The sequence below is a fragment of the Undibacterium sp. Ji83W genome, from assembly GCF_049340385.1.
Lineage (GTDB): Bacteria > Pseudomonadota > Gammaproteobacteria > Burkholderiales > Burkholderiaceae_D > Undibacterium.
Genome location: NZ_JBMPOZ010000020.1, coordinates 26,995 through 44,993, shown reverse-complemented (window position 1 = coordinate 44,993; position 17,999 = coordinate 26,995). Strand labels below are relative to the sequence as shown.

At 48.6% G+C, this 17,999-nt stretch carries 19 protein-coding genes; 1 reads left to right on the top strand and 18 read right to left on the bottom strand.

Annotation, left to right across the window (positions count from 1 at the left end; genetic code table 11):
* Position 1 precedes the first annotated feature (1 nt).
* From fliO to fliF, 10 genes are all read right to left on the bottom strand, one after another.
* On the bottom strand, positions 2-478 hold the full coding sequence (fliO, locus tag ACO0LD_RS24805; RefSeq protein WP_423010952.1) for a flagellar biosynthetic protein FliO: 477 nt from the start codon (positions 476-478) through the stop codon (positions 2-4).
* Positions 475-903 (bottom strand): flagellar motor switch protein FliN, encoded by a 429-nt coding sequence (fliN, locus tag ACO0LD_RS24800; protein WP_423010950.1) that lies wholly within the window; start codon positions 901-903, stop codon positions 475-477. Before fliN ends, fliO begins: the two co-directional genes overlap by 4 nt.
* A complete protein-coding gene (gene fliM, locus ACO0LD_RS24795; protein ID WP_110253184.1) occupies positions 896-1,897 on the bottom strand; it encodes a flagellar motor switch protein FliM in 1,002 nt (333 codons plus the stop codon). Before fliM ends, fliN begins: the two co-directional genes overlap by 8 nt.
* Positions 1,898-1,901: 4 nt before the next feature.
* Positions 1,902-2,408, bottom strand: coding sequence for a flagellar basal body-associated protein FliL (fliL, locus tag ACO0LD_RS24790; RefSeq protein WP_423010948.1), 507 nt, complete (start codon positions 2,406-2,408; stop codon positions 1,902-1,904).
* 347 nt (positions 2,409-2,755) lie between these two features.
* Positions 2,756-4,330, bottom strand: coding sequence for a flagellar hook-length control protein FliK (locus ACO0LD_RS24785; protein WP_423010946.1), 1,575 nt, complete (start codon positions 4,328-4,330; stop codon positions 2,756-2,758).
* Positions 4,331-4,350: 20 nt separating this feature from the next.
* Positions 4,351-4,791: a flagellar export protein FliJ gene (gene fliJ, locus ACO0LD_RS24780; RefSeq protein WP_423010944.1), complete on the bottom strand. Its 441-nt coding sequence runs from the start codon at positions 4,789-4,791 to the stop codon at positions 4,351-4,353.
* Positions 4,792-4,823: 32 nt separating this feature from the next.
* On the bottom strand, positions 4,824-6,218 hold the full coding sequence (gene fliI / locus ACO0LD_RS24775; RefSeq protein ID WP_423010942.1) for a flagellar protein export ATPase FliI: 1,395 nt from the start codon (positions 6,216-6,218) through the stop codon (positions 4,824-4,826).
* Positions 6,218-6,898 carry a flagellar assembly protein FliH gene (locus ACO0LD_RS24770; RefSeq protein WP_423010940.1) on the bottom strand — a complete coding sequence of 227 codons (681 nt, stop codon included), beginning with the start codon at positions 6,896-6,898 and terminating at the stop codon, positions 6,218-6,220. Before ACO0LD_RS24770 ends, fliI begins: the two co-directional genes overlap by 1 nt.
* A complete protein-coding gene (gene fliG / locus ACO0LD_RS24765) occupies positions 6,891-7,886 on the bottom strand; it encodes a flagellar motor switch protein FliG (RefSeq protein ID WP_423010938.1) in 996 nt (331 codons plus the stop codon). Before fliG ends, ACO0LD_RS24770 begins: the two co-directional genes overlap by 8 nt.
* Positions 7,879-9,570, bottom strand: coding sequence for a flagellar basal-body MS-ring/collar protein FliF (gene fliF, locus ACO0LD_RS24760; RefSeq protein ID WP_423010936.1), 1,692 nt, complete (start codon positions 9,568-9,570; stop codon positions 7,879-7,881). The genes fliG and fliF overlap by 8 nt, the downstream gene beginning before the upstream one ends.
* 202 nt (positions 9,571-9,772) lie before the next feature.
* Here fliF and fliE point away from each other — a divergent pair, with 202 nt between their 5' ends.
* Positions 9,773-10,126 carry a flagellar hook-basal body complex protein FliE gene (gene fliE, locus ACO0LD_RS24755; protein ID WP_423010934.1) on the top strand — a complete coding sequence of 118 codons (354 nt, stop codon included), beginning with the start codon at positions 9,773-9,775 and terminating at the stop codon, positions 10,124-10,126.
* Positions 10,127-10,223: 97 nt separating this feature from the next.
* Here the strand turns inward: fliE and ACO0LD_RS24750 are convergent, their stop codons facing one another.
* The 8 genes from ACO0LD_RS24750 to ACO0LD_RS24715 all read right to left on the bottom strand — a co-directional run bounded on the left by ACO0LD_RS24750 (position 10,224) and on the right by ACO0LD_RS24715 (position 17,614).
* Complete coding sequence (locus ACO0LD_RS24750; protein WP_423010932.1) at positions 10,224-10,985, bottom strand: flagellar brake protein; 762 nt, start codon at positions 10,983-10,985, stop codon at positions 10,224-10,226.
* 38 nt (positions 10,986-11,023) lie between these two features.
* Complete coding sequence (locus ACO0LD_RS24745) at positions 11,024-11,335, bottom strand: EscU/YscU/HrcU family type III secretion system export apparatus switch protein (RefSeq protein ID WP_423010930.1); 312 nt, start codon at positions 11,333-11,335, stop codon at positions 11,024-11,026.
* Positions 11,322-12,653 carry a flagellar hook-length control protein FliK gene (locus ACO0LD_RS24740; protein WP_423010928.1) on the bottom strand — a complete coding sequence of 444 codons (1,332 nt, stop codon included), beginning with the start codon at positions 12,651-12,653 and terminating at the stop codon, positions 11,322-11,324. The genes ACO0LD_RS24745 and ACO0LD_RS24740 overlap by 14 nt, the downstream gene beginning before the upstream one ends.
* A 5-nt stretch (positions 12,654-12,658) precedes the next feature.
* Positions 12,659-12,994: a flagellar protein FliT gene (locus ACO0LD_RS24735; RefSeq protein ID WP_423010926.1), complete on the bottom strand. Its 336-nt coding sequence runs from the start codon at positions 12,992-12,994 to the stop codon at positions 12,659-12,661.
* A 6-nt stretch (positions 12,995-13,000) separates the two neighbouring features.
* The gene (fliS, locus tag ACO0LD_RS24730) at positions 13,001-13,471 is read right to left on the bottom strand and encodes a flagellar export chaperone FliS (protein ID WP_423010924.1); all 471 of its coding nucleotides are present in this window, start codon (positions 13,469-13,471) and stop codon (positions 13,001-13,003) included.
* 43 nt (positions 13,472-13,514) lie between these two features.
* Positions 13,515-15,527, bottom strand: a complete 2,013-nt coding sequence (gene fliD, locus ACO0LD_RS24725) for a flagellar filament capping protein FliD (RefSeq protein WP_423010922.1) — start codon at positions 15,525-15,527, stop codon at positions 13,515-13,517.
* A gap of 115 nt (positions 15,528-15,642) precedes the next feature.
* Complete coding sequence (locus tag ACO0LD_RS24720) at positions 15,643-16,041, bottom strand: flagellar protein FlaG (RefSeq protein WP_423010920.1); 399 nt, start codon at positions 16,039-16,041, stop codon at positions 15,643-15,645.
* An 85-nt stretch (positions 16,042-16,126) separates the two neighbouring features.
* Positions 16,127-17,614, bottom strand: coding sequence for a flagellin (locus ACO0LD_RS24715; RefSeq protein ID WP_423010918.1), 1,488 nt, complete (start codon positions 17,612-17,614; stop codon positions 16,127-16,129).
* Positions 17,615-17,999: the final 385 nt, after the last annotated feature.

Genomic DNA, 17,999 nt, shown 5'->3' with positions numbered 1-17,999 from the left:
ATTAGCTGTTGTCAGATCGCTCGGTAGACCGGTCAGTGGCTTGCTCAGAAGTTCGCACATTAGTTCGTTTATCCAGCGTGCGTTTGAGCCAGGCAGAAAAGGGATCATTTGCTGCTGCGTGTGCTGACTGATTCAGCAATTCATCCTGTTTGGGCATGCTGCCCAGGTTGTTGATATTGCTGGCTGTTACACCAAGAATCAGCCATTGGTCGCCGACTTCCACCACCATCACCCGCTCGCGATTACCTACACTGATGCCACCAATGATTTTGACCGGGATTTTATTCCCCGCATTCATAGGGCCAAGGCGACGCATGAGCCAGGCCGCCATGACAACCAGTCCCAGCACCAGAAGCAGTGCTGTGGCAATTTGCATTAAGCCACCGCTGGGCGAAATCGGTGCATTCTCTGCGGCAAATACAGAGGTACTCAAGACTGCCATCACTGCCAGTACAAAATAAGGCAATTTCGTCCTCATTTGTTGAGTTTGCGTATGCGTTCTGCAGGCGTCACGATATCGGTCAGGCGTATACCAAACTTATCATTGACCACAACTACTTCACCTTGAGCAATCAGGCAGCCATTGACCAATACATCCATAGGTTCGCCAGCCAGACCATCGAGCTCTACAACAGAACCTTGAGCCAGTTGCAGCAAGTTTTTGATGGCAATCTTGGTACGCCCCAGTTCTACAGTAAGTTGTACCGGGATATCCAGGATGAAGTCAATGTCATTATGGGTTTCAGGCGCAGTACTGCTTTTGCCACTAAATTCTTTGAAAATCGCAGCCGTCGCCGGTGGTGCTTCAGGCTTTTCAGCCGCCGCAGCTTCTGCACGTTCCTGTTCTGCAATCGCAGCACCCCAATCATCTTCGCTGATAGGGGATTCGCCGTTGTCATCCATGATTTTCTCCTTGTGCTACTTCCTGTACGCTGGAGCTGATCAGCTTCTCCACACGCAAGGCATACTGTCCGTTAAATACACCATATTTGCACTCCATCACAGGAGTGCCATCAACTTTTGCTGAAATAATTTCTGGTATTGAAAGAGGGATGATATCGCCTTCCTTCATATTCAGTATATCGCCCAGGGTGACACGTGTGGTCCCCAAATCAGCAACTATTTCGACTTCTGCTATCTGTATCTGTTGCGTCATCAGACGCACCCAGCGTTTATCCACTTCCAGTGTTTCACCTTGCAGGCTACTGGTGAGTATGTCGCGTATAGGTTCTATGGTGGAGTAGGGCATGCATAAATGCATTTCGCCACTGACTGGGCCCAGCTCTATCGTGAAGGTGGTTGAAACTACAACTTCATTTGGTGTTGCAATATTGGCGAACTGGGTGTTCATTTCTGAACGTATATATTCAAATTCTATGGGGTACACCGGCTCCCAGGATTTTGAATAAGTCTCAAAAATGATTTCCAAAATACGATGAATGATACGTTGTTCAGTCTGGGTAAAATCGCGACCCTCGACCCGGGTGTGGAAACGTCCATCACCACCAAACAGATTATCCACCAGCAAGAACACCAGTCCCGGATCAAGCACAATCAGGGAGGTGCCGCGCAAAGGCTTCATGTGGACCAGGTTCAAATTCGTAGGCACCACCAGGTTGCGAATGAATTCGCTGTATTTCGATACTCTGACCGTACCTACCGAGACCTCGGCACTGCGGCGCAGGAAATTGAACAAACCTATGCGCAATAAACGGGCAAAACGCTCATTGATAATTTCCAGCGTAGGCATGCGACCACGGACAATACGCTCTTGCGTGGCAAGATTGTATGGCCTGACACCGGAGGTATCCTCCAGTGACTGAGAATCGTCCTGATCTCCCGTGACGCCCTTTAAAAGAGCATCGACTTCTTCCTGGGAGAGGAAATTATCTGACATGGTTTTATTGAACTACAAAAGAGGTAAAGAAAACGCCACTGATTTTTTGCGGCTCGCCTTTGGGAGTGAAAGGCTGGGCAACTTTTTCTATGATTTCATTGACCAGTTTTTCCTTGCCTTCAGACGACAGAATTTCAGTCGAATCCTTACTGGACAGCAGCAGCAACAAACGGCTGCGCACTTGCGGCATATTGGCCTTGATGAGAGTGACCTGTTCTTCATCCTGCACTTGCAGGGTCATGCTGATTTGCAGGTATTTATCACCGTTTTCTGATTGCAGATTGACTGTAAATGCTTCCAGCGCCAGAAATACAGGTGCTTTTGCAGGTTCAGCTTTATGTTCTTTTTCTTTTGAGGAGGAAGCCTTTTTAGACAGGAAAATAGCGGCACCACCGCCAACGGCGACCAATAAAAATACGACGGCGGCGATGATGATCAAGAGCTTTTTCTTTGATTTTCCTGCTGCTGGAGCATCACTTACTTCCGCTGCTTTGGCCGGTGCTTTCGCCATGGTTTTCCTCTCTGTAGGCATTAAATGCCATAATTTTTAAGTATTATGCTTGATAGCAGGCATTTAATATCCAAGAAAAAGAGGGCGTATTTCAGCTTATCTCTAATGTTTGCAAAGCGATGTGAGCCTGCTTTGTCGCCTGGATCAGCCTTTCACGACCATTCTACATGCATGTGCAGGCTTTTTTCCAGAGAGTAGGGCTGATCGCGATGCGCCTGAGCAATTCTTGTGTGTCAGAAAGTGAAATAAGCGCTTGCTGCAATGGCAGCTGGATGTCAATCCAACTGCCATTGCAGGTCATTAGACAGTGCGGTAATTTGGGCTAGCAGGGCTGGGCGAGATTTACCTCAGGCAAAGGTATCTACCAGGCCATTATTTGTCTGTATCCTGGTGGGCGTAGTGTTTGCCGTACTGATGGTATTGTCTGGCACATCTGTGCCAATTCTTGATGAATTAATGTTGCGCGGCTGTTGTTGTGTGAAATTTTGCCCCTGACCTGCAGCCTGTGAATTCACAGAGAAGCCTGTCAATTGAACCCCGGCATCACTGAGCATTTGTTTTAAGCGTGGTAAGGCGGCTTCCAGCGCTTCCCTGACTTCAGGCTGGGCAGAAGAAAAACTGGCGCTAGCCTGCTCGTTGCTGACCTTCAGCACGACCTGCAAAGGGCCCAGATCTGGTGGATTCAATGTCAGTTCTGCTGATTGCAAGCCTTCACCCACCATCCAGACGACTTTTTGACCTACTGCCTTGTCCCAGCCATTGCTGCCAACGCGCGGTGCGATTTGTTCTGCTGCCAGAACTGCCGCATTGAATTGCGTGCTGCCGACAGCATTTGCTGCAACTGCGGGTGGAGCCATGACTTGCTGACTATCTTTCGCGGCTGAGCCGGTTTTGATGTCGGATATCCGTTCTGCCATGGCGTCTTTTGCCTGAGAAATATCGCTGGCGAACGATTTAGGCGTCTCTGTTGCCACTGCCGGCCGCGTGTCACCAGTCTTGTCACTTATTGTTTTGCTCAAACTCAGATCATCAACTTTAGTTTCGCTAACAGTTGTTTCTGCAGGTTTCTCTGCGCCAGTAGTAGTCGTACTCTTAGCTGCCAGAGCATCCTTTGGTGCAGGAGTGGCGAGTTCAGCGGGGCGGATGATGGCCTCAGTCAGTTTGCCAACATCTTTGTCAATAGGCGATGTGGCTGCATTTGAGCCGTTTTCAGTCAGTTTGGCGGTGGCTTTACTATCTGCCTTACTCGCGATCATTTGCGCGGCAATTGCTGCTATATCCGCCTGAGTAGCTGGGGTTTCTGGCTTGATTTGTTCCTTGCCAGTAGCATTACTATCTGATTGTCCTGCTACCTTGCCCTGATTTTCAATTGCAGATTTCGCGAGCGATGCGACTGTATTGCTATCGATCAGGTCGGTAGTGGCAGCAGTATCAGTGCTGGAGATAGCGGCAAGACTATCGCTTTTGCTTGTATCAATGTCGTTCGCGACAGGTTTTTTTACTGCCTCTGTGGTAACTGCTGCCGCATTGAGGTTGCCTACCAGAGCCAGAATTTGTTCGCTGATATCATCGTCTTTTTTGACATCAAGCTCATCTTCTTTGACTACAGTGCCGTCAGTATTCGACTCATCTGCTTTTGTTGCATTTGATGGTGCAGGCGCAGTATTTTCATTATTTGCCAGCTTGTTGCCGGAGTTGGCCGCATTATTATTGTTTGCGTTGACGTTGTTATTATTTTTTGCAGGCGGGGCAGGCTTATTGACAGGGCGCGCAACATCCATCTCCGGTTTTTTAGTACTGGAGATTTCTTTGTTCAACATTTGGTTGAAGCTGATTTCAGGGTTGCCAGATGTGCTGTTTTTACCTGACTTGGTGGTTGTGCCTGATTTGTCTAACGCTGTCAGTATGGGATTAGCTTGCATTTGCGGTACCTGTAAATAAATTAGCGCTTGTAGAAGAGGGCGCGAGCAGCCATTTCATCGGTTTGCTTCTGATCTCGTTTCGCTTCCTTTTTTTGCAGTACCGTTTGTGCGCGATTTTGCAAAGTGTCATAAGAAAGTCGTTTTTTTTCAGTGGCTTGCCATTCAGTCTTCGCCATCACTATACGATGCGCTGCATCCATGACGACTTGTTTTTGCCCATCGATAGCCGAGTCCAGCTTGGCCAGAAATGACAAAAAATTCGTATATTGCGATACGGTCAAACCTTTTGCCGCACCATCTTGCAATCTTTGCGCGTAATCATCGCGGTATTGTTGCAATAAATTCAGTTTTTTCTCAGTATCTTCATGTGCACGTATGGCTTTACCCAGAAGTTTGGCGGCATCGTCAACTTCTTTCTCCGTAATTTCTATCAGCGTGCTAATGGGTGATTTCAATGCCATGGTGATTTAAGTATAGTCTCTGGCAGAATTTTCTATCCGTTGAATAGAGCCTGAAGTTGCCCCAAGCTTTCAGGAATGCTGCATTTTTCATTAATATCTTGTTGTAAAAATGAAACGATTCTTCCATGTAGCCGGATTGCCTCATCCAGCAGTGGGTCAGATCCTGGCGAATAGGCACCAACGCTGATCAAATCACGGCTGCGTTCATAGCGGGAATACAATTGTTTCAGTTTTCTGGATAAGGCCTGATGTTCTGGTGATGTAATGCTATGCATGGCCCGGCTGATCGATTGTTCTATATCGATGGCGGGGTAATGTCCGCTTTCCGCCAAAGTTCTGTCCAGGACGATATGACCATCCAGAATAGCCCTGGCGGCATCTGCAATCGGGTCTTGTTGATCATCACCCTCAGTCAGGACAGTATAAAACGCAGTAATTGAACCGCCGCCTGACTTGCCGTTACCAGCTCTTTCCACCAGCACTGGCAGCTTGGCAAATACGGATGGTGGATAACCCTTGGTTGCCGGTGGTTCACCTATGGCCAGGGCAATTTCCCTTTGCGCCATGGCATAACGCGTCAATGAATCCATGATCAGCAATACACTGCGTCCCTGATCCCTGAAATATTCCGCAATGGTGGTCGCATAGGCAGCGCCTTGCAAGCGCATCAATGGTGGGGCGTCGGCCGGCGCAGCTACCACGACAGAACGGGCCAGGCCTTCAGTGCCGAGAATTTGCTCAATAAATTCTTTAACTTCTCGCCCCCGCTCACCAATCAGGCCAACCACAATAATGTCAGCAGCGGTATAGCGCGCCATCATGCCCAGCAAGACGCTCTTACCTACGCCTGAACCGGCAAACAGCCCGAGACGCTGGCCCTTACCTACGCTCAACATGCTGTTGATGGCACGGACACCCACATCCAGCGTTTCAACGATAGGGGCGCGTTCCAGTGGGTTATAAATGCGGGCACCCAAAGGGGCGGATTCGTGGGTGCCGAGAGGGCCCAGAGTATCAAGAGGGCGGCCATTGCCATCCAGGACGCGTCCCAATAATTCATAGCCTACGGGCAGGTGACGGCTTCTGTCGCTGGGACGTCTGCGTGGGTGATTAACGACTTCATGTGCTTCTGGCTCTGCGGGGAATACCGGTGCGCCTGGCGTGACGCCGTCAAGATCGCTGTGCGGCATCAGAAACAATCTGTCGCCATCGAAACCAACGACTTCGGCATCTATTTTTGCGCCACTTTGCAAATGTATGCTGCAGGCGCTACCTACTGGCAATCTTAAACCGACGGCTTCCATGACCAGGCCGGTGACCCGGGTGACTCTGCCAGACACGGTGGTGGTTTGCACATGTGAAATCTGCTCACGGCTTAAGTTGAGCTTGGATTTCCAGTCATTGATAAAGGTATCCTGCATGAACATCAACCTGCTTTAAAGTCACTGATTTGCATGCTGTCCAGCAGCTTTTTCCAGCGCGTAGAATAACTGGCATCAACCAGATTGTGCTGGGTTACCAGCTTGCAGCCACCGCGCTCCATATGGCTATCGGGCACAATCCGCCAACCATCTGCAGCCAGGGTCTCACCCAATTGATTTTTCACCATCGCCACATCTTCAGGATTTAGAAGGATTTGCGCTGGCTGTTGTACGCTGGCCAACTGCGCAATCGCGTCTTCAACGATGGGCAAGATCACGGTAGGGTCAGCATCAAGCTTGGCCTTTAGTATGGCTTGGGCCATATCCAATGCCAGGTGCATCAATTCATTACCCATTTGCTCAGATGCAGAATGCAATTGCCCTGAAAATGCCTGCGCCATTTGTTGCAGAGCGTGGATTTCTACCTGCACCTGTTCCATGGTTTCTGCATAGGCAGTTTCCTGTCCGTCTTTCAGGCCACGTTCATAGGCCTCTTTATAACCTGCGGCAAATCCTTCTTGCTTGGCAGCTTCACGGGCAGTTTCTGTTTCCACGCGTTGCTGGGCAGCGACCTGAGCATTCGCTGCTCTGACTTCTTCCACCTGGGCGGGCCGGTTATCGCCAAACGAAGCCATTTCCCAACGCTGGAAAGCAGTCATGTCACCACTGCGCGTGGCATTAGACATACGCGTCCTCACCTTTTGCACCTAGCATGATCTGACCTTCATCGGCCAGACGTCTGACGATGAGCAGTATTTGTTTTTGCTGTGCTTCGACTTCGGACAGGCGTACCGGACCTTTGGATTCCAGATCTTCGCGCATCATTTCTGCTGCACGCTGCGACATATTCTTGAAGATTTTTTCGCGCATGTCCTGGTTGGCACCTTTCAGGGCGACGATCAGGGAGTCTGATTGTACTTCCCTCAGCAGCAACTGTATGCCCTTGTCATCAATTTCAAGGATGTTGTCAAAGACGAACATCTCATCCATGATTTTTTCGGCCATGTCGCCATCATATTTGCGCAGATTATCCATGACCGAGGCTTCGTTCTCGCCACTCATGAAGTTCAGGATTTCTGCCGCAGCACGCACGCCGCCTATGGATTTTTTCTTTAGGCTTTCATTGCCGGTAAGGAGCTTGGTCAATACATCATTCAGTTCGCGCAGCGCAGTAGGCTGGATGCCGTCAAGAGTGGCGATACGCAAGACGATATCGTTGCGCAGGCGCTCGGTAAACTGATTCAGAATTTCGCAGGCCTGGTCACTTTCCAGATGGACCAGGATGGTGGCAATAATTTGTGGATGCTCATTTTTGATCAGTTCTGCAACTGAGGGAGAATCCATCCATTTCAGGCTTTCGATACCGCTTGCATCCTTGCCACCCAAAATACGGTTCAGCAGCGAGGCAGCCTTGTCATCACCGAGGGCCTTGGTCAGCACATTACGTATATACTCATCAGAGTCCAGACCAACAGAGGAGCTCAGGTCGGCCGCTGTCTTGAAGTCTTCCAGCACCTTTGCGATGGCTTCATGCGGGATAGCGCCAATCGCAGCCATGGCTGCGCCTATCTTTTGCACTTCGCGTGGTCCAAGATATTTCATGACCTCAGCGGCCCCGTCTTCACCCAGTGCCAACATCAGGGTGGCGGCTTTTTGTACTCCGTCTTCACTCATTGCTGACCCATGCCTTTACTACGTTAGCGACAATACGTGGATCGTCTTTTGCCAATTGTTTTGCCATTTCCAGATTCATTTCGTAGGTGGAACCATGTCTGGTATTTTGCAGCTCAGCTTCTTTCGACAGGTTCACAATGGCGGCTTCTTCTTCCTCTTTTTCTGCCTCTTCTTGCGCTAGTTTTTCAGCTTCGATTGCTTCCAGGGTTTCTTTGTCTTTACCCATCATCTTAAGTAACATGGGTTTCAGGAAGCCAAAAAACAAGTAGGCAAGGACAAGGGCAACACCTATGTATTTGGCGATTTCCTTAGCCATTTGCAATACATCTGGCTGTTTCCACAGTGGTAAGTCCACTATAGGCTCTTTTTCAGGGCTGGCAAAGGGGCTGTTGACGACGTTCAGTGTGTCACCTCTGTCCTTGTTGAAGCCCATGGCTTCTCTGGTCAGATCAGTAATCTGGGTTTTTTCTATGTCAGTCAAAGGACGTGTCGTGGTTTTGCCATTTTTGTCTGTTTCTGTTTTGTAATTGATGACAACGGCAACAGAGAGACGTTTTACACCACCCATAGGCTGCTGGGTATAGCGTATGGTTTTGTCCACTTCAAAATTCATGGTCGAATCTTTTTGCATCAAGCCCGCATTTGAGGCTGCAGTTTGTGTATTGGCTGCGCCGCTGGCGACGATAGGCGCAGTCGCCGGGACAGGTGGCTGATTGCTCAGGGCACCCGGTATGCCAGATGGATTGACGCCTTTATTGTAAGACTCGCTGGTTTGCTGGCTGCGGATGGCAGATGCTTCTGGCGGAGAATTTGGCTTGTAGGTTTCTGCTGCTTGTTCGGTGCGGGAGAAATCGATATCTGCCGTGGCTTCTGCACGCACATTATTCGCCCCAACGATAGGGGAGATAATCGATTCTATGCGTTTGATAATGTTTTGCTGATATTCCTGCACGTATTTAAGTTGTGAAGGGTCAAGACTATTGTTCGCCATCTGCTTGGATGTGTCAGACAGCAAATTACCATTTTGATCGACGATAGTGACGTTCTTGGCGGACAACTCAGGTACGCTGCTGGCCACCAGATGCACAATGGCGCTGACTTGTTGCTGGTCCAGCACGCGGCTGGGATAAAGATTCAATAAGACTGAGGCTGTAGGTTTTTGCTGGTCGCGGATAAAGACTTGTGATTTAGGTATGGCTAAATGCACGCGAGCGGTCTGGACTGCCGACACTGCCTGAATAGAGCGTGCCAGTTCACCTTCCAGCGCACGTTGAAAATTCACTTGCTCTAAAAACTGAGAGATACCCAGTTTTTGATTTTCCATCAGCTCAAACCCTACATTGCCGCCTTTGGGCAAGCCTTGGGAAGCCAGTTTCAGACGCGCATCATGCACTTGATTGGCTGGGACAAGGATGGCGTTACCACCTTCAGAGTATTTGTAAGGAATGTTTAATTGTTGCAATGAGGCAACAATAGCGCCACCATCCCTGTCATTAAAATTGGAAAACAAGACTTTGTAATCAGGCGTCTGACTCCAAAGCCAGACACCAACCATGATGGCCAAGGTAATGGCAGCACCGACCGCCAGCAAGATATTGCGCGTGACAGGGGTTTGCGGCAAGCCAAATATGCCCGGCAGGGCAGGTCCAGGCGGGGCAATTGCTATATTGTCTGCGGTTGCCATAGTTCACCTTGTACGATTAATGTGTCAGTGGATTGCATGCTTGCTATTCCAGATATGGTTTTTTCCTTGATAGCGATTGTCCACTTAAATACTAAAATCAAACGAGGGAAAAACGATGCCTTTACTGTTCTTTTCCACGCTCCCATTTGCTTTCTGACTGTTAATGTAGCAAATGTGAAAGTCGACATTAGAGGTGATCAAAATGAAAGTGGGAGGCATAGACGCAAGCCGCATTGAGGCCATGGTTGCGCAATTAAAAGCGACAGCCGCCAGAATGGAGGCCAGCTCTGGTTTGGGTGTGAGTCCGACAGACAATACTGCCCCCCCTGGCAGGCTGGACTTTGCAGAGGCTTTGAAGGCTTCTCTGGAAAGTGTGAATCAGTCGCAAGTGAGTTCGCAACAATTGGGACAAAAATTTGCCATGGGTGATGATAAAGTCAGCTTGTCTGATGTAATGATCTCGATGCAAAAAGCCAATATCTCATTTCAGACCACGGTGCAGGTCAGGAACAAGCTGGTATCCGCTTACCATGACATCATGAATATGCAGATATAGCTTGCTCATTCATGAAGTGCTGGCAAATGCCTGGAATCTGCATTTTGCGATAGCCAAAAACAAATGCCCGGTTATTGAAAACCGGGCATTTGTTTTTTTAGCGTATGCCAGTCAGTTTGGCATTGCGTTCTCGTTCCAGTTTCATGATGTAACGCTGGATACTGGCGAGTACGCCGTTGGACATATTGATGAATTGGCAGCCTAGTCGCCGGTTTGATTTGCCATTGAGCAAAACCAGATCCTGCGAGTTGCGTATTTGCAGTATCACGTCCACCAGGCCTATGGTTGGTAAATCCAGTTTGCAATGCTCGTAGATGACAGCGATGGTGCTATCGAGAACTTTTCTTTCATCCAGTATGGCAATGCCACCGCAACTGATATCTACCAAAGCGAGCTTCAGTGTTTCCTGTCTGTCTTCCAGTTGCACAGGTATCAGCGCACGGATAGGATTCGAGAGTGGGGTATTGATACGATAATATTCGCGCCTTTGCAGACGTATCATATTGGTCGGTATCTCGAACTGCAGTGCAGGACGGTCTTCGAAATCTATGCGCTCCAGATTGGATGCAGAAAATTGTATGCTGATTCTGTCCAATAAACCTTCAAACGATACTCTGGGCGCCTCAATAATGCGCTGATTTGCCAATTGACCAGGTGCGCTATCGATAATAATCAGATTGGTGTCGTCATCAACATCCAGTATTGAAGTAATGAATACTTCTGAGCCATTATTGATCAGCATGCTGATCAATTGCTTGCTTTCTTTCAGGCCGCGCAAGAGACTGATGATTTCCCGGCGGGAATCAACTTGAAATGGGCTTTGATTTTCTGTACCCAGACTCGGAGGTGTCAATGGCATATTCTTATAATAACATTTAAAGATAAGGGCTGTTTAATTTATTGTCGCCCTGAAGTCTCCGAAATTGTCTCAGACTTTTCCGTATCAATATGGTAAAGCCAAGCGAGCAGTTCTGCAACTGCGCGATACAAGGCCGGAGGAATATCCCGGTCAAGATCGACTTTCATCAGCAGGGAAACCAGCTCTTTGGACTGATGTACATGTACCCCGTGCTCTTTGGCTCTGGCAATAATTTCTTCGGCGATCAAACCTTTGCCCTTGGCAACTACCTTAGGCGCTGCATCGCCATTCTGGTAAGCCAGCGCAACAGCATTTTGTACTGGTTTGACAGGAGGGTTAGTTGCGCTCATTTTTATTCACCACAAAAGACATCAGTGGTGAACCAGCCACCTGCATTGCAGCAGCCAGTTCACTCGCATGATCCTTAAGGGCAGAGACAGTAGTGCTTTGCTCAGCCCGCAAGGACAAGCCCAGATTACTCGATTGCAGATTGATGATAGCCGTGACTGGCCCTAGATTAGGCAAATCAAAACGAACCACCGATTGCCAGTTTGCACTTTCAATTTCTTGTTGATTGCGATCACCCGGGCTTTCTTTTTTAATCTCCCATTCGATTTTTTGTCCGGGGAAAAGCTCTCCTTGCCATCGTACAATATTTTGCTCCAGAACATTTAATTGCTGGTGAATTATTTGTCCCATTTCTTTATTGACCGTGCTTAAAGCTGTAGCAGAGTTGCTGGAAGCCATATCAGACAAGCCAATTTGCGATTGAGGCTCTGCCTTGATGTCATTGATAGGACGTTTTCCTTGTGCCCATTCTGCAACATGCGATTCATAAAACAAGCCGCTGGTACTGATTTGATGTTGGAGTTTGCTCGCTGTCGCACTCGTGTCCTTTAATTCTACAGCTGTCGCCACTATCGGCGTCTGACTGGCAATGCTGAGTTTTTCGCCCTGATTTGGGGCAGTCTGCAAAATTTGGGTGATGAATTTACCTGTACTGCTCAGGGATGTTGGCGCGCTACTCAGGCGATCTGGCGTCGTATCAACGATATTGGTATTGTTGAGGATGTTCTTGCTGTTGACTTCAGTCGATTTGGTCGCCGCAACTTCCTGTGCGTTGATTTTAGGTGAATTGATGCCAGCATCATTGCTGATTTTCTTACCGGCTTCATTGACCGATAAATTGACTATGCTGGAAGTATCGGCTTTGACTCCAGACTCTGGAATGCTTGCTCTGGCGGTGGTTTGAGGGCCTGGTGCCTCAACTTCGTCAGCAACAGCACCCAGATAATTACTGGCAGGTAGTTGCGGGCGCTTTTCTGTGCCTGTCGCGTAATTTTGTGGTAATGGGGTAGGGAAGTGAGCGTCGCCATCATGTTCCAGCAGGAATGTGGGACGAGGCTCGGTTGCTATAAGGCGCAATGGAATTTGATCGCCCGTCTTGCTGCCTTCGGGTAACATCATTTTGGCAGTAATGCCTGCCACTCTGACGGTAAAGCTGCCATCCATCAATTTTGACAGGATCTCGCCCTTGAGTAATTGCCCGGTAACAAGCTGCGCCAGTTTCGGGGTGATGTCCTGCCTGGTTTCGCTAATCGATAATGTAGCTGCTGGTGCCTCGATATTGGCAACTGGTTTGGACAGGATATCGAGTCGGGTAGCCATAAGAATCAGGCCGTATTACCTGCACCATAAGTATTGGATAATTTTCTGTTGGTGCTGGAATTTTTCATTAAATCAGACAGCTGCGCCATCCATGGCTCGGTAATGTCACGAATTTCCTTGTCGTCAGCAAGAATTTTCTTGATGATGCGGACTTTTTTGTCGCGCATTTCTGCAGGCAGATCAAAAGGGATTTCGCTCTCGCGTATGGTTTGTACGCGACTGGAACAATCATTTTCCAGTTGTTCCAGCAATTCCCAATTTCCTGAACGTGCAGCTTCCAGCATGTTGCCTGTAATCGCAGCAACATTTTCATACAATGAGATCAGTTCCAGATTATTCATCTTGATTCAAGCCTCAACAAAGTTGGCAGGGCGAGGTGACAATGGGTCAATATTCATTTTTGGGGCTTCAGTGATGACCTCTTTGGTGGGGGCGATGGCTTCCCAGGAAGTTTTCAGATCGCGCAATAAATTCTGGACTTCAGTAAGCATAAGATCGTTATTTTCCAGATTGGCTTGTAATAGCCTGGCCGTCATGTACTCATACAATGAGTCAAGACTGACGGCAATTTCGCCACCAGCTTTTTTATCCAGACTGGCACGCAATCCGTTTTCAATAATTGCTATTGCTTTTGAAACAGCCTGGCCTTTTGATGCGACATCTCCAGTTCCCAAATGCTGCAGGGCATTTGAAATGGCGACTATGGCTCCATCAAACAGCATGACAATTAATTTGTGGGGACTGGCAGCGACAACGCCAGTCTCAATGCCAACTTTTGCATAGGCATTTGCGCCGCGCACTTGAGATGAGCCAAACATAGCGATTTATCCTCTTTGGTATTTTCTGATCTGCTTACTGAATTTATTTCGTACTGGCAGTTAATGCAGCTAATTGCTGGGTAAGAAACGAACTTGTATTATTCAAGCTGCTCACAATTGAGTCCAGGGCTGTAAATTGTGCTCTGTAGCGCGCTTCGGTATCGAACAGGCGGCTATTTAAAATATCCCTCTGCTTACCTATTTCCTTGATGCTGCGATTGATACCATCTGTGGCACCGGATATCGAACCCGAAGTACCTACCACAGTAGACAAAAGGGATGACACCTGAGACGCATAACCTCTGGAGAAATTCACAGTGCCGCGGGCTCCTAGTGAGCCACCGCTGATCAATATTTTCAAGCCCTCGGCATCTGAGCCAGTAGCACCTGTCAGATACTGCCCTGTGCCGGTAGCGGTAATGCCATTCAGCTTGCCTGCCACATCTATCCCGGCAGTACCATTGAGCACGGTACCCGTAAAGCTGGCGGCGCCCGTACCAGTGCCATCAGCCAGATTCACATTGGATGCACTGCCATAACGGGTAGATTGCAATTGCAGCTGACCACTGCCGTTGATGGTGGCCGTAACTGCTGAGCCATTGTCTTTGAATGTGGAATTGCCGTTAATCGAAGTCTGCAACAAGGTTGCCAGTGAAGATGCTGTATAGGTTCCAGCAGCCAGCGAAACCAGGGAAGTTTTCCCGTCCAGTGTAACGTTGAGCGTAGTACTTGCCGCAATCGTTGTATTGCCAGTAGTGAGATCCAGATTGCCCAGCAATCCACCCTGGGTGGCAATGGCAGAGATGTCTAAACCGTAAGCACCTTGTTTGGTCGCACTGGTAGAACTAGTGTAACTGACCAGGCTGTCCGTTGCTTTGCCGACTGAGGCAAACAGACCGCTGATGTCGCTGTAGTTAGTGGATAACGCAGTACTTAGTTTCGACGAATCTACAGAGAGTGTGCCGTCTTTTTGAAAGCTGATGCCTATGCTCGCCAGGGTAGTGATATTCCCACCCAAGCCATTTACCGCGGTGCTCAGTGTTGACCTGATCTGACTTTGTACATTCCTGGCCGTAGAGTCACCTATCAGGATGCCGCCTTTTTGGGTACTGGCATCATAGCCGGTCAAAGATTTTAATGTGGCTTGAAAATCATTGAAACCTTTTACAAAACCATTAATGGCCGATTGGATGCCACTGGTATTGGCGCTCAGTGACAGACTGGTTGTACCGACCTTGCTCAAATTCAGGGTTGTGCCCTGTATGGCACCCGCTACTGCATTGGATGTGCTTGAAATTGCTATGCCATTGACTGTCAATGCGGCGTTTTGTGCTGTTGTTGTTTCTGTCAAATTTTGCGTGCCGGCCGGGTCATAATTGACCAGGCTTTGGATCGCGGCATCACCCGTTGCAGTAATTTTCAGGCTGGAAGTAGCACCAGTTTTTGCGGAAGTAAGTACCAGATGGTAAGGCGTGGCGCTACCATCACCAACGATGGCGGCAGTTGCACCGACTTTTGCCGCATTAATTGCGTCACGTATGCCTTGCAGGGAATTGTTGGCGCCATCAATAGTGACAGTGCCGATTGCCTGCGTCGCATCCTGGGTAAAAGTGGAGCCTGTATAGGTACCGTTGGCCAATGCACCGCCTGTAATGGTGCCAAACTCAAAGTTGATGGTGGTGCTGGTGCCGCTGCCTATGCTGGCTGTAGAGCTGAGCTGACCTGCGCTGGAAATGGTCTGTGCCTGTGCCAGCTTGGTCACATTGATGTTATAGCTGCCCTGGGTTGAAACACTGGTGGTGGTAGCAGACAGGATAGAGCTGTCGCCTGCAGAGGCAGTTAGCGACTGAAAAGTGCCCAGATTGCTGAGACCGGTAACATTGGACTGAAAAACGCTGAGAGCACTGTTAAGCGTGCCATAAGCAGATAGCTTTGCCTGAAAACTGGCTTCTTTCTTAGCCAATGTCGTCAGGGGCTGACTTTCCACCTGCATTAATTTAGTAATGAGACCGTTGACGTCCAGATTGGCGCCTAAGCCTGTCGATTGTATGCCCACATTGTTCCCCTTGTCAGACCGTACTGTACTAAATTATCGGCAAAGACAAACCAGACTTTAGAGGGGAATTTACATGCCAATTTAAAATTTAGCCCAAAAAGGCCGTATTTGTGAATTACGCTTGCTGTTTAATTAATAGCCCCTGCAATTTATCGAGCGAACGAGAAATTTCAATGGCTTCTTCTGATGGAATCTGACGCAATACCTCTTTGGTTTGCTGGTCAATAACTTTGACCACCACCCGATTGCTGTGCTCTTCAACACTAAATTCCAGATTTTGGGATAGTGCTTGAATTGTTTTATTGATATCGTTGACGGCTTTTGTCACTTTTTCTACTTCAGGTGGAGAAGTAGCAGACGAAGTCGCCTTGACGGCATCAATAGTCTGGGTGGCAGCAGCAGATGACTTGTGTACGGAAGCGCCAGTATCTGAGGCAGGTATGCGGTCATTGATCAGTTGTCCTGATTGAGAAGCACTCCCTATCGATCGGATGTCCATGATCTGTTCCTTCAAGAAAAATACCCCTGACCAAAAATTTGGTCAGGGGGACATGCTTTATGCTTTAAGTATAAACCTAATTTACATAAGCCTACTGTTATTAACCACGCAACAGGGCCAGAACACCGTTAGGCAAGGCATTTGCTTGAGCCAAAATCGCAGTACCGGCTTGTTGCAGAACCTGACCGCGTGTCAGAGTCGCAGTTTCTTGGGCGAAGTCTGCATCACGGATACGGCTGCGGGATGCTGTCAAGTTTTCAGAGTTAGTCTGCAAACTTTCAATCGCGGAAGAGAAGCGATTTTGATACGCACCCAGAGAAGCGCGGGAACTATTGATTGACTGCAGCGCCGCATCAATGGTCGTCAACGCGGCGGTGGCCCCGGCAGCGGTACCCAGATTCAGTGAAGATACACCTGCACCTACTGTGACCGACGCAGAGGTGAAGCCACCTGTCAGGTTGGCAGCTGTCAAACCAGTACCTGTACCGTTAGCCAGGGTGATACCTGCAGAACTGGTAGAGGTCAGGGACAGTGTCGATGTGCTGACGTCAGTTGCGCCAGTTGCCGATACAGTAATACCTGTGTTGGCAGCAGCTGCGGCAGCATTGGTGCTTGCTGTTACAGTGATGTTGCGGCCATCAGCAGCAGCCAGTGCAACAGCACCAGTTGTTGTATTGAATGTAGCTGTAACGCCTGTTTGTGTACTGATCGCATTAACAGCTGCTGCAACTTGAGCACCACGTTGTGCGCCAGAGGTGGAAGCGTTCAAGGCACCCAGATTTACGCCGTTAATGGTGATGTCGCCTGAGGCAATCGCTGTAGCAGATGTGCTGGCTGTACCTGCAATAGCGGTGGAGCCTACAGTTGCTGTAACGCCTGTGCTGCCGCTAATTGCATTGATTGCTGCTGCTTTAGAGATACCACTGCCTGTAGAGTTGGAGAAAGATACGCCGTCAGCAGCGGATGCGCCTACTTGGAAACCGTTGATGGACAAGTCACCAGCAGCCAGAGCTGTTGTGGTAACGGCACCGGCACCGGCTACTGTAGTAGCGTAGCTGGAAGATGCACCAACACCCAGGGCGCTCGATTTTGCGCTGGAGATGGAAGCGATACTGATTTGATCGTTGGATGTGCCGTTAGCACCAACTTGGAAAGTTTGTGCAGAGAAGCTACCGTCAAGCAGGTTCACGCCGTTGAAGTTAGTACTGCTGGCAACGCGGTTGATCTCAGAAATCAGCTGACTTGCTTCGTTGTTCAGAGCGGCGCGATCAGAAACGCTGTTAGAGCCGTTGGCAGATTGGACGGCCAGATCACGAATACGTTGCAAGTTGGAACCGATTTGTTGTAACGCGCCCTCAGCGGTTTGCGCCAGAGAGATACCGTCGTTCGCATTACGTGCAGCTTGATTCAAGCCGCCGATTTGAGAAGACAGACGTTCGGAAATAGCCAGACCAGCAGCATCATCTTTAGCGCTATTAATACGCAGACCGGAAGACAGACGTTGCAGGGAAGTGTTCAGAGCAGATTGGGATGTGCTCAGGTTACGTTGTGCATTCAGCGATGCAATATTGGTATTAATAACAGCCATGGTAATTCTCCCTAAGTTATACAAATTGGCGTAGTAGCCTGAAACTTTGGTCTTTCGTGCTGACTATTGGACCGCCGTTGTAAAGGGTATCGGTACAGACTAAAAAAGTTTTAGCGTGTTTCTGAAAATAAATCTTATTTTTTTCGCTCAAGTTTTTTTAGTCATTCCGCTTGTCGGCGTTTTTTTTAAATACTTTAGGGTCTAATTTGATTTAGTTTTGAGGCTTTATTTAACACATGGAAACAAATTCATTGGTTATAAAATAAGCCTGAGCTGGGTTGTTTCTGGTATTTTCCAGTCTATGCATGCAGTTTTACTCATTTTGCTTAAATAATTTGTAGGCAGACTGAGGCATTTGTAAAAATAATTAATGATAAAAAATCTT

What these genes read in the sequence shown, in the direction of transcription:
- fliM (WP_110253184.1), bottom strand. Translation starts at nt 1,897, where the DNA reads ATGTCAGATAATTTCCTCTCCCAGGAAGAAGTCGATGCTCTTTTAAAG.
- ACO0LD_RS24750 (WP_423010932.1), bottom strand. Translation starts at nt 10,985, where the DNA reads ATGCCATTGACACCTCCGAGTCTGGGTACAGAAAATCAAAGCCCATTT.
- fliS (WP_423010924.1), bottom strand. Translation starts at nt 13,471, where the DNA reads ATGTTTGGCTCATCTCAAGTGCGCGGCGCAAATGCCTATGCAAAAGTT.
- fliO (WP_423010952.1), bottom strand. Translation starts at nt 478, where the DNA reads ATGAGGACGAAATTGCCTTATTTTGTACTGGCAGTGATGGCAGTCTTG.
- fliF (WP_423010936.1), bottom strand. Translation starts at nt 9,570, where the DNA reads ATGGCAACCGCAGACAATATAGCAATTGCCCCGCCTGGACCTGCCCTG.
- fliL (WP_423010948.1), bottom strand. Translation starts at nt 2,408, where the DNA reads ATGGCGAAAGCACCGGCCAAAGCAGCGGAAGTAAGTGATGCTCCAGCA.
- ACO0LD_RS24715 (WP_423010918.1), bottom strand. Translation starts at nt 17,614, where the DNA reads ATGGCTGTTATTAATACCAATATTGCATCGCTGAATGCACAACGTAAC.
- fliN (WP_423010950.1), bottom strand. Translation starts at nt 903, where the DNA reads ATGGATGACAACGGCGAATCCCCTATCAGCGAAGATGATTGGGGTGCT.
- ACO0LD_RS24745 (WP_423010930.1), bottom strand. Translation starts at nt 11,335, where the DNA reads ATGAGCGCAACTAACCCTCCTGTCAAACCAGTACAAAATGCTGTTGCG.
- fliJ (WP_423010944.1), bottom strand. Translation starts at nt 4,791, where the DNA reads ATGGCATTGAAATCACCCATTAGCACGCTGATAGAAATTACGGAGAAA.
- fliI (WP_423010942.1), bottom strand. Translation starts at nt 6,218, where the DNA reads ATGTTCATGCAGGATACCTTTATCAATGACTGGAAATCCAAGCTCAAC.
- fliE (WP_423010934.1), top strand. Translation starts at nt 9,773, where the DNA reads ATGAAAGTGGGAGGCATAGACGCAAGCCGCATTGAGGCCATGGTTGCG.
- ACO0LD_RS24740 (WP_423010928.1), bottom strand. Translation starts at nt 12,653, where the DNA reads ATGGCTACCCGACTCGATATCCTGTCCAAACCAGTTGCCAATATCGAG.
- ACO0LD_RS24770 (WP_423010940.1), bottom strand. Translation starts at nt 6,898, where the DNA reads ATGTCTAATGCCACGCGCAGTGGTGACATGACTGCTTTCCAGCGTTGG.
- fliG (WP_423010938.1), bottom strand. Translation starts at nt 7,886, where the DNA reads ATGAGTGAAGACGGAGTACAAAAAGCCGCCACCCTGATGTTGGCACTG.
- ACO0LD_RS24785 (WP_423010946.1), bottom strand. Translation starts at nt 4,330, where the DNA reads ATGCAAGCTAATCCCATACTGACAGCGTTAGACAAATCAGGCACAACC.
- ACO0LD_RS24735 (WP_423010926.1), bottom strand. Translation starts at nt 12,994, where the DNA reads ATGAATAATCTGGAACTGATCTCATTGTATGAAAATGTTGCTGCGATT.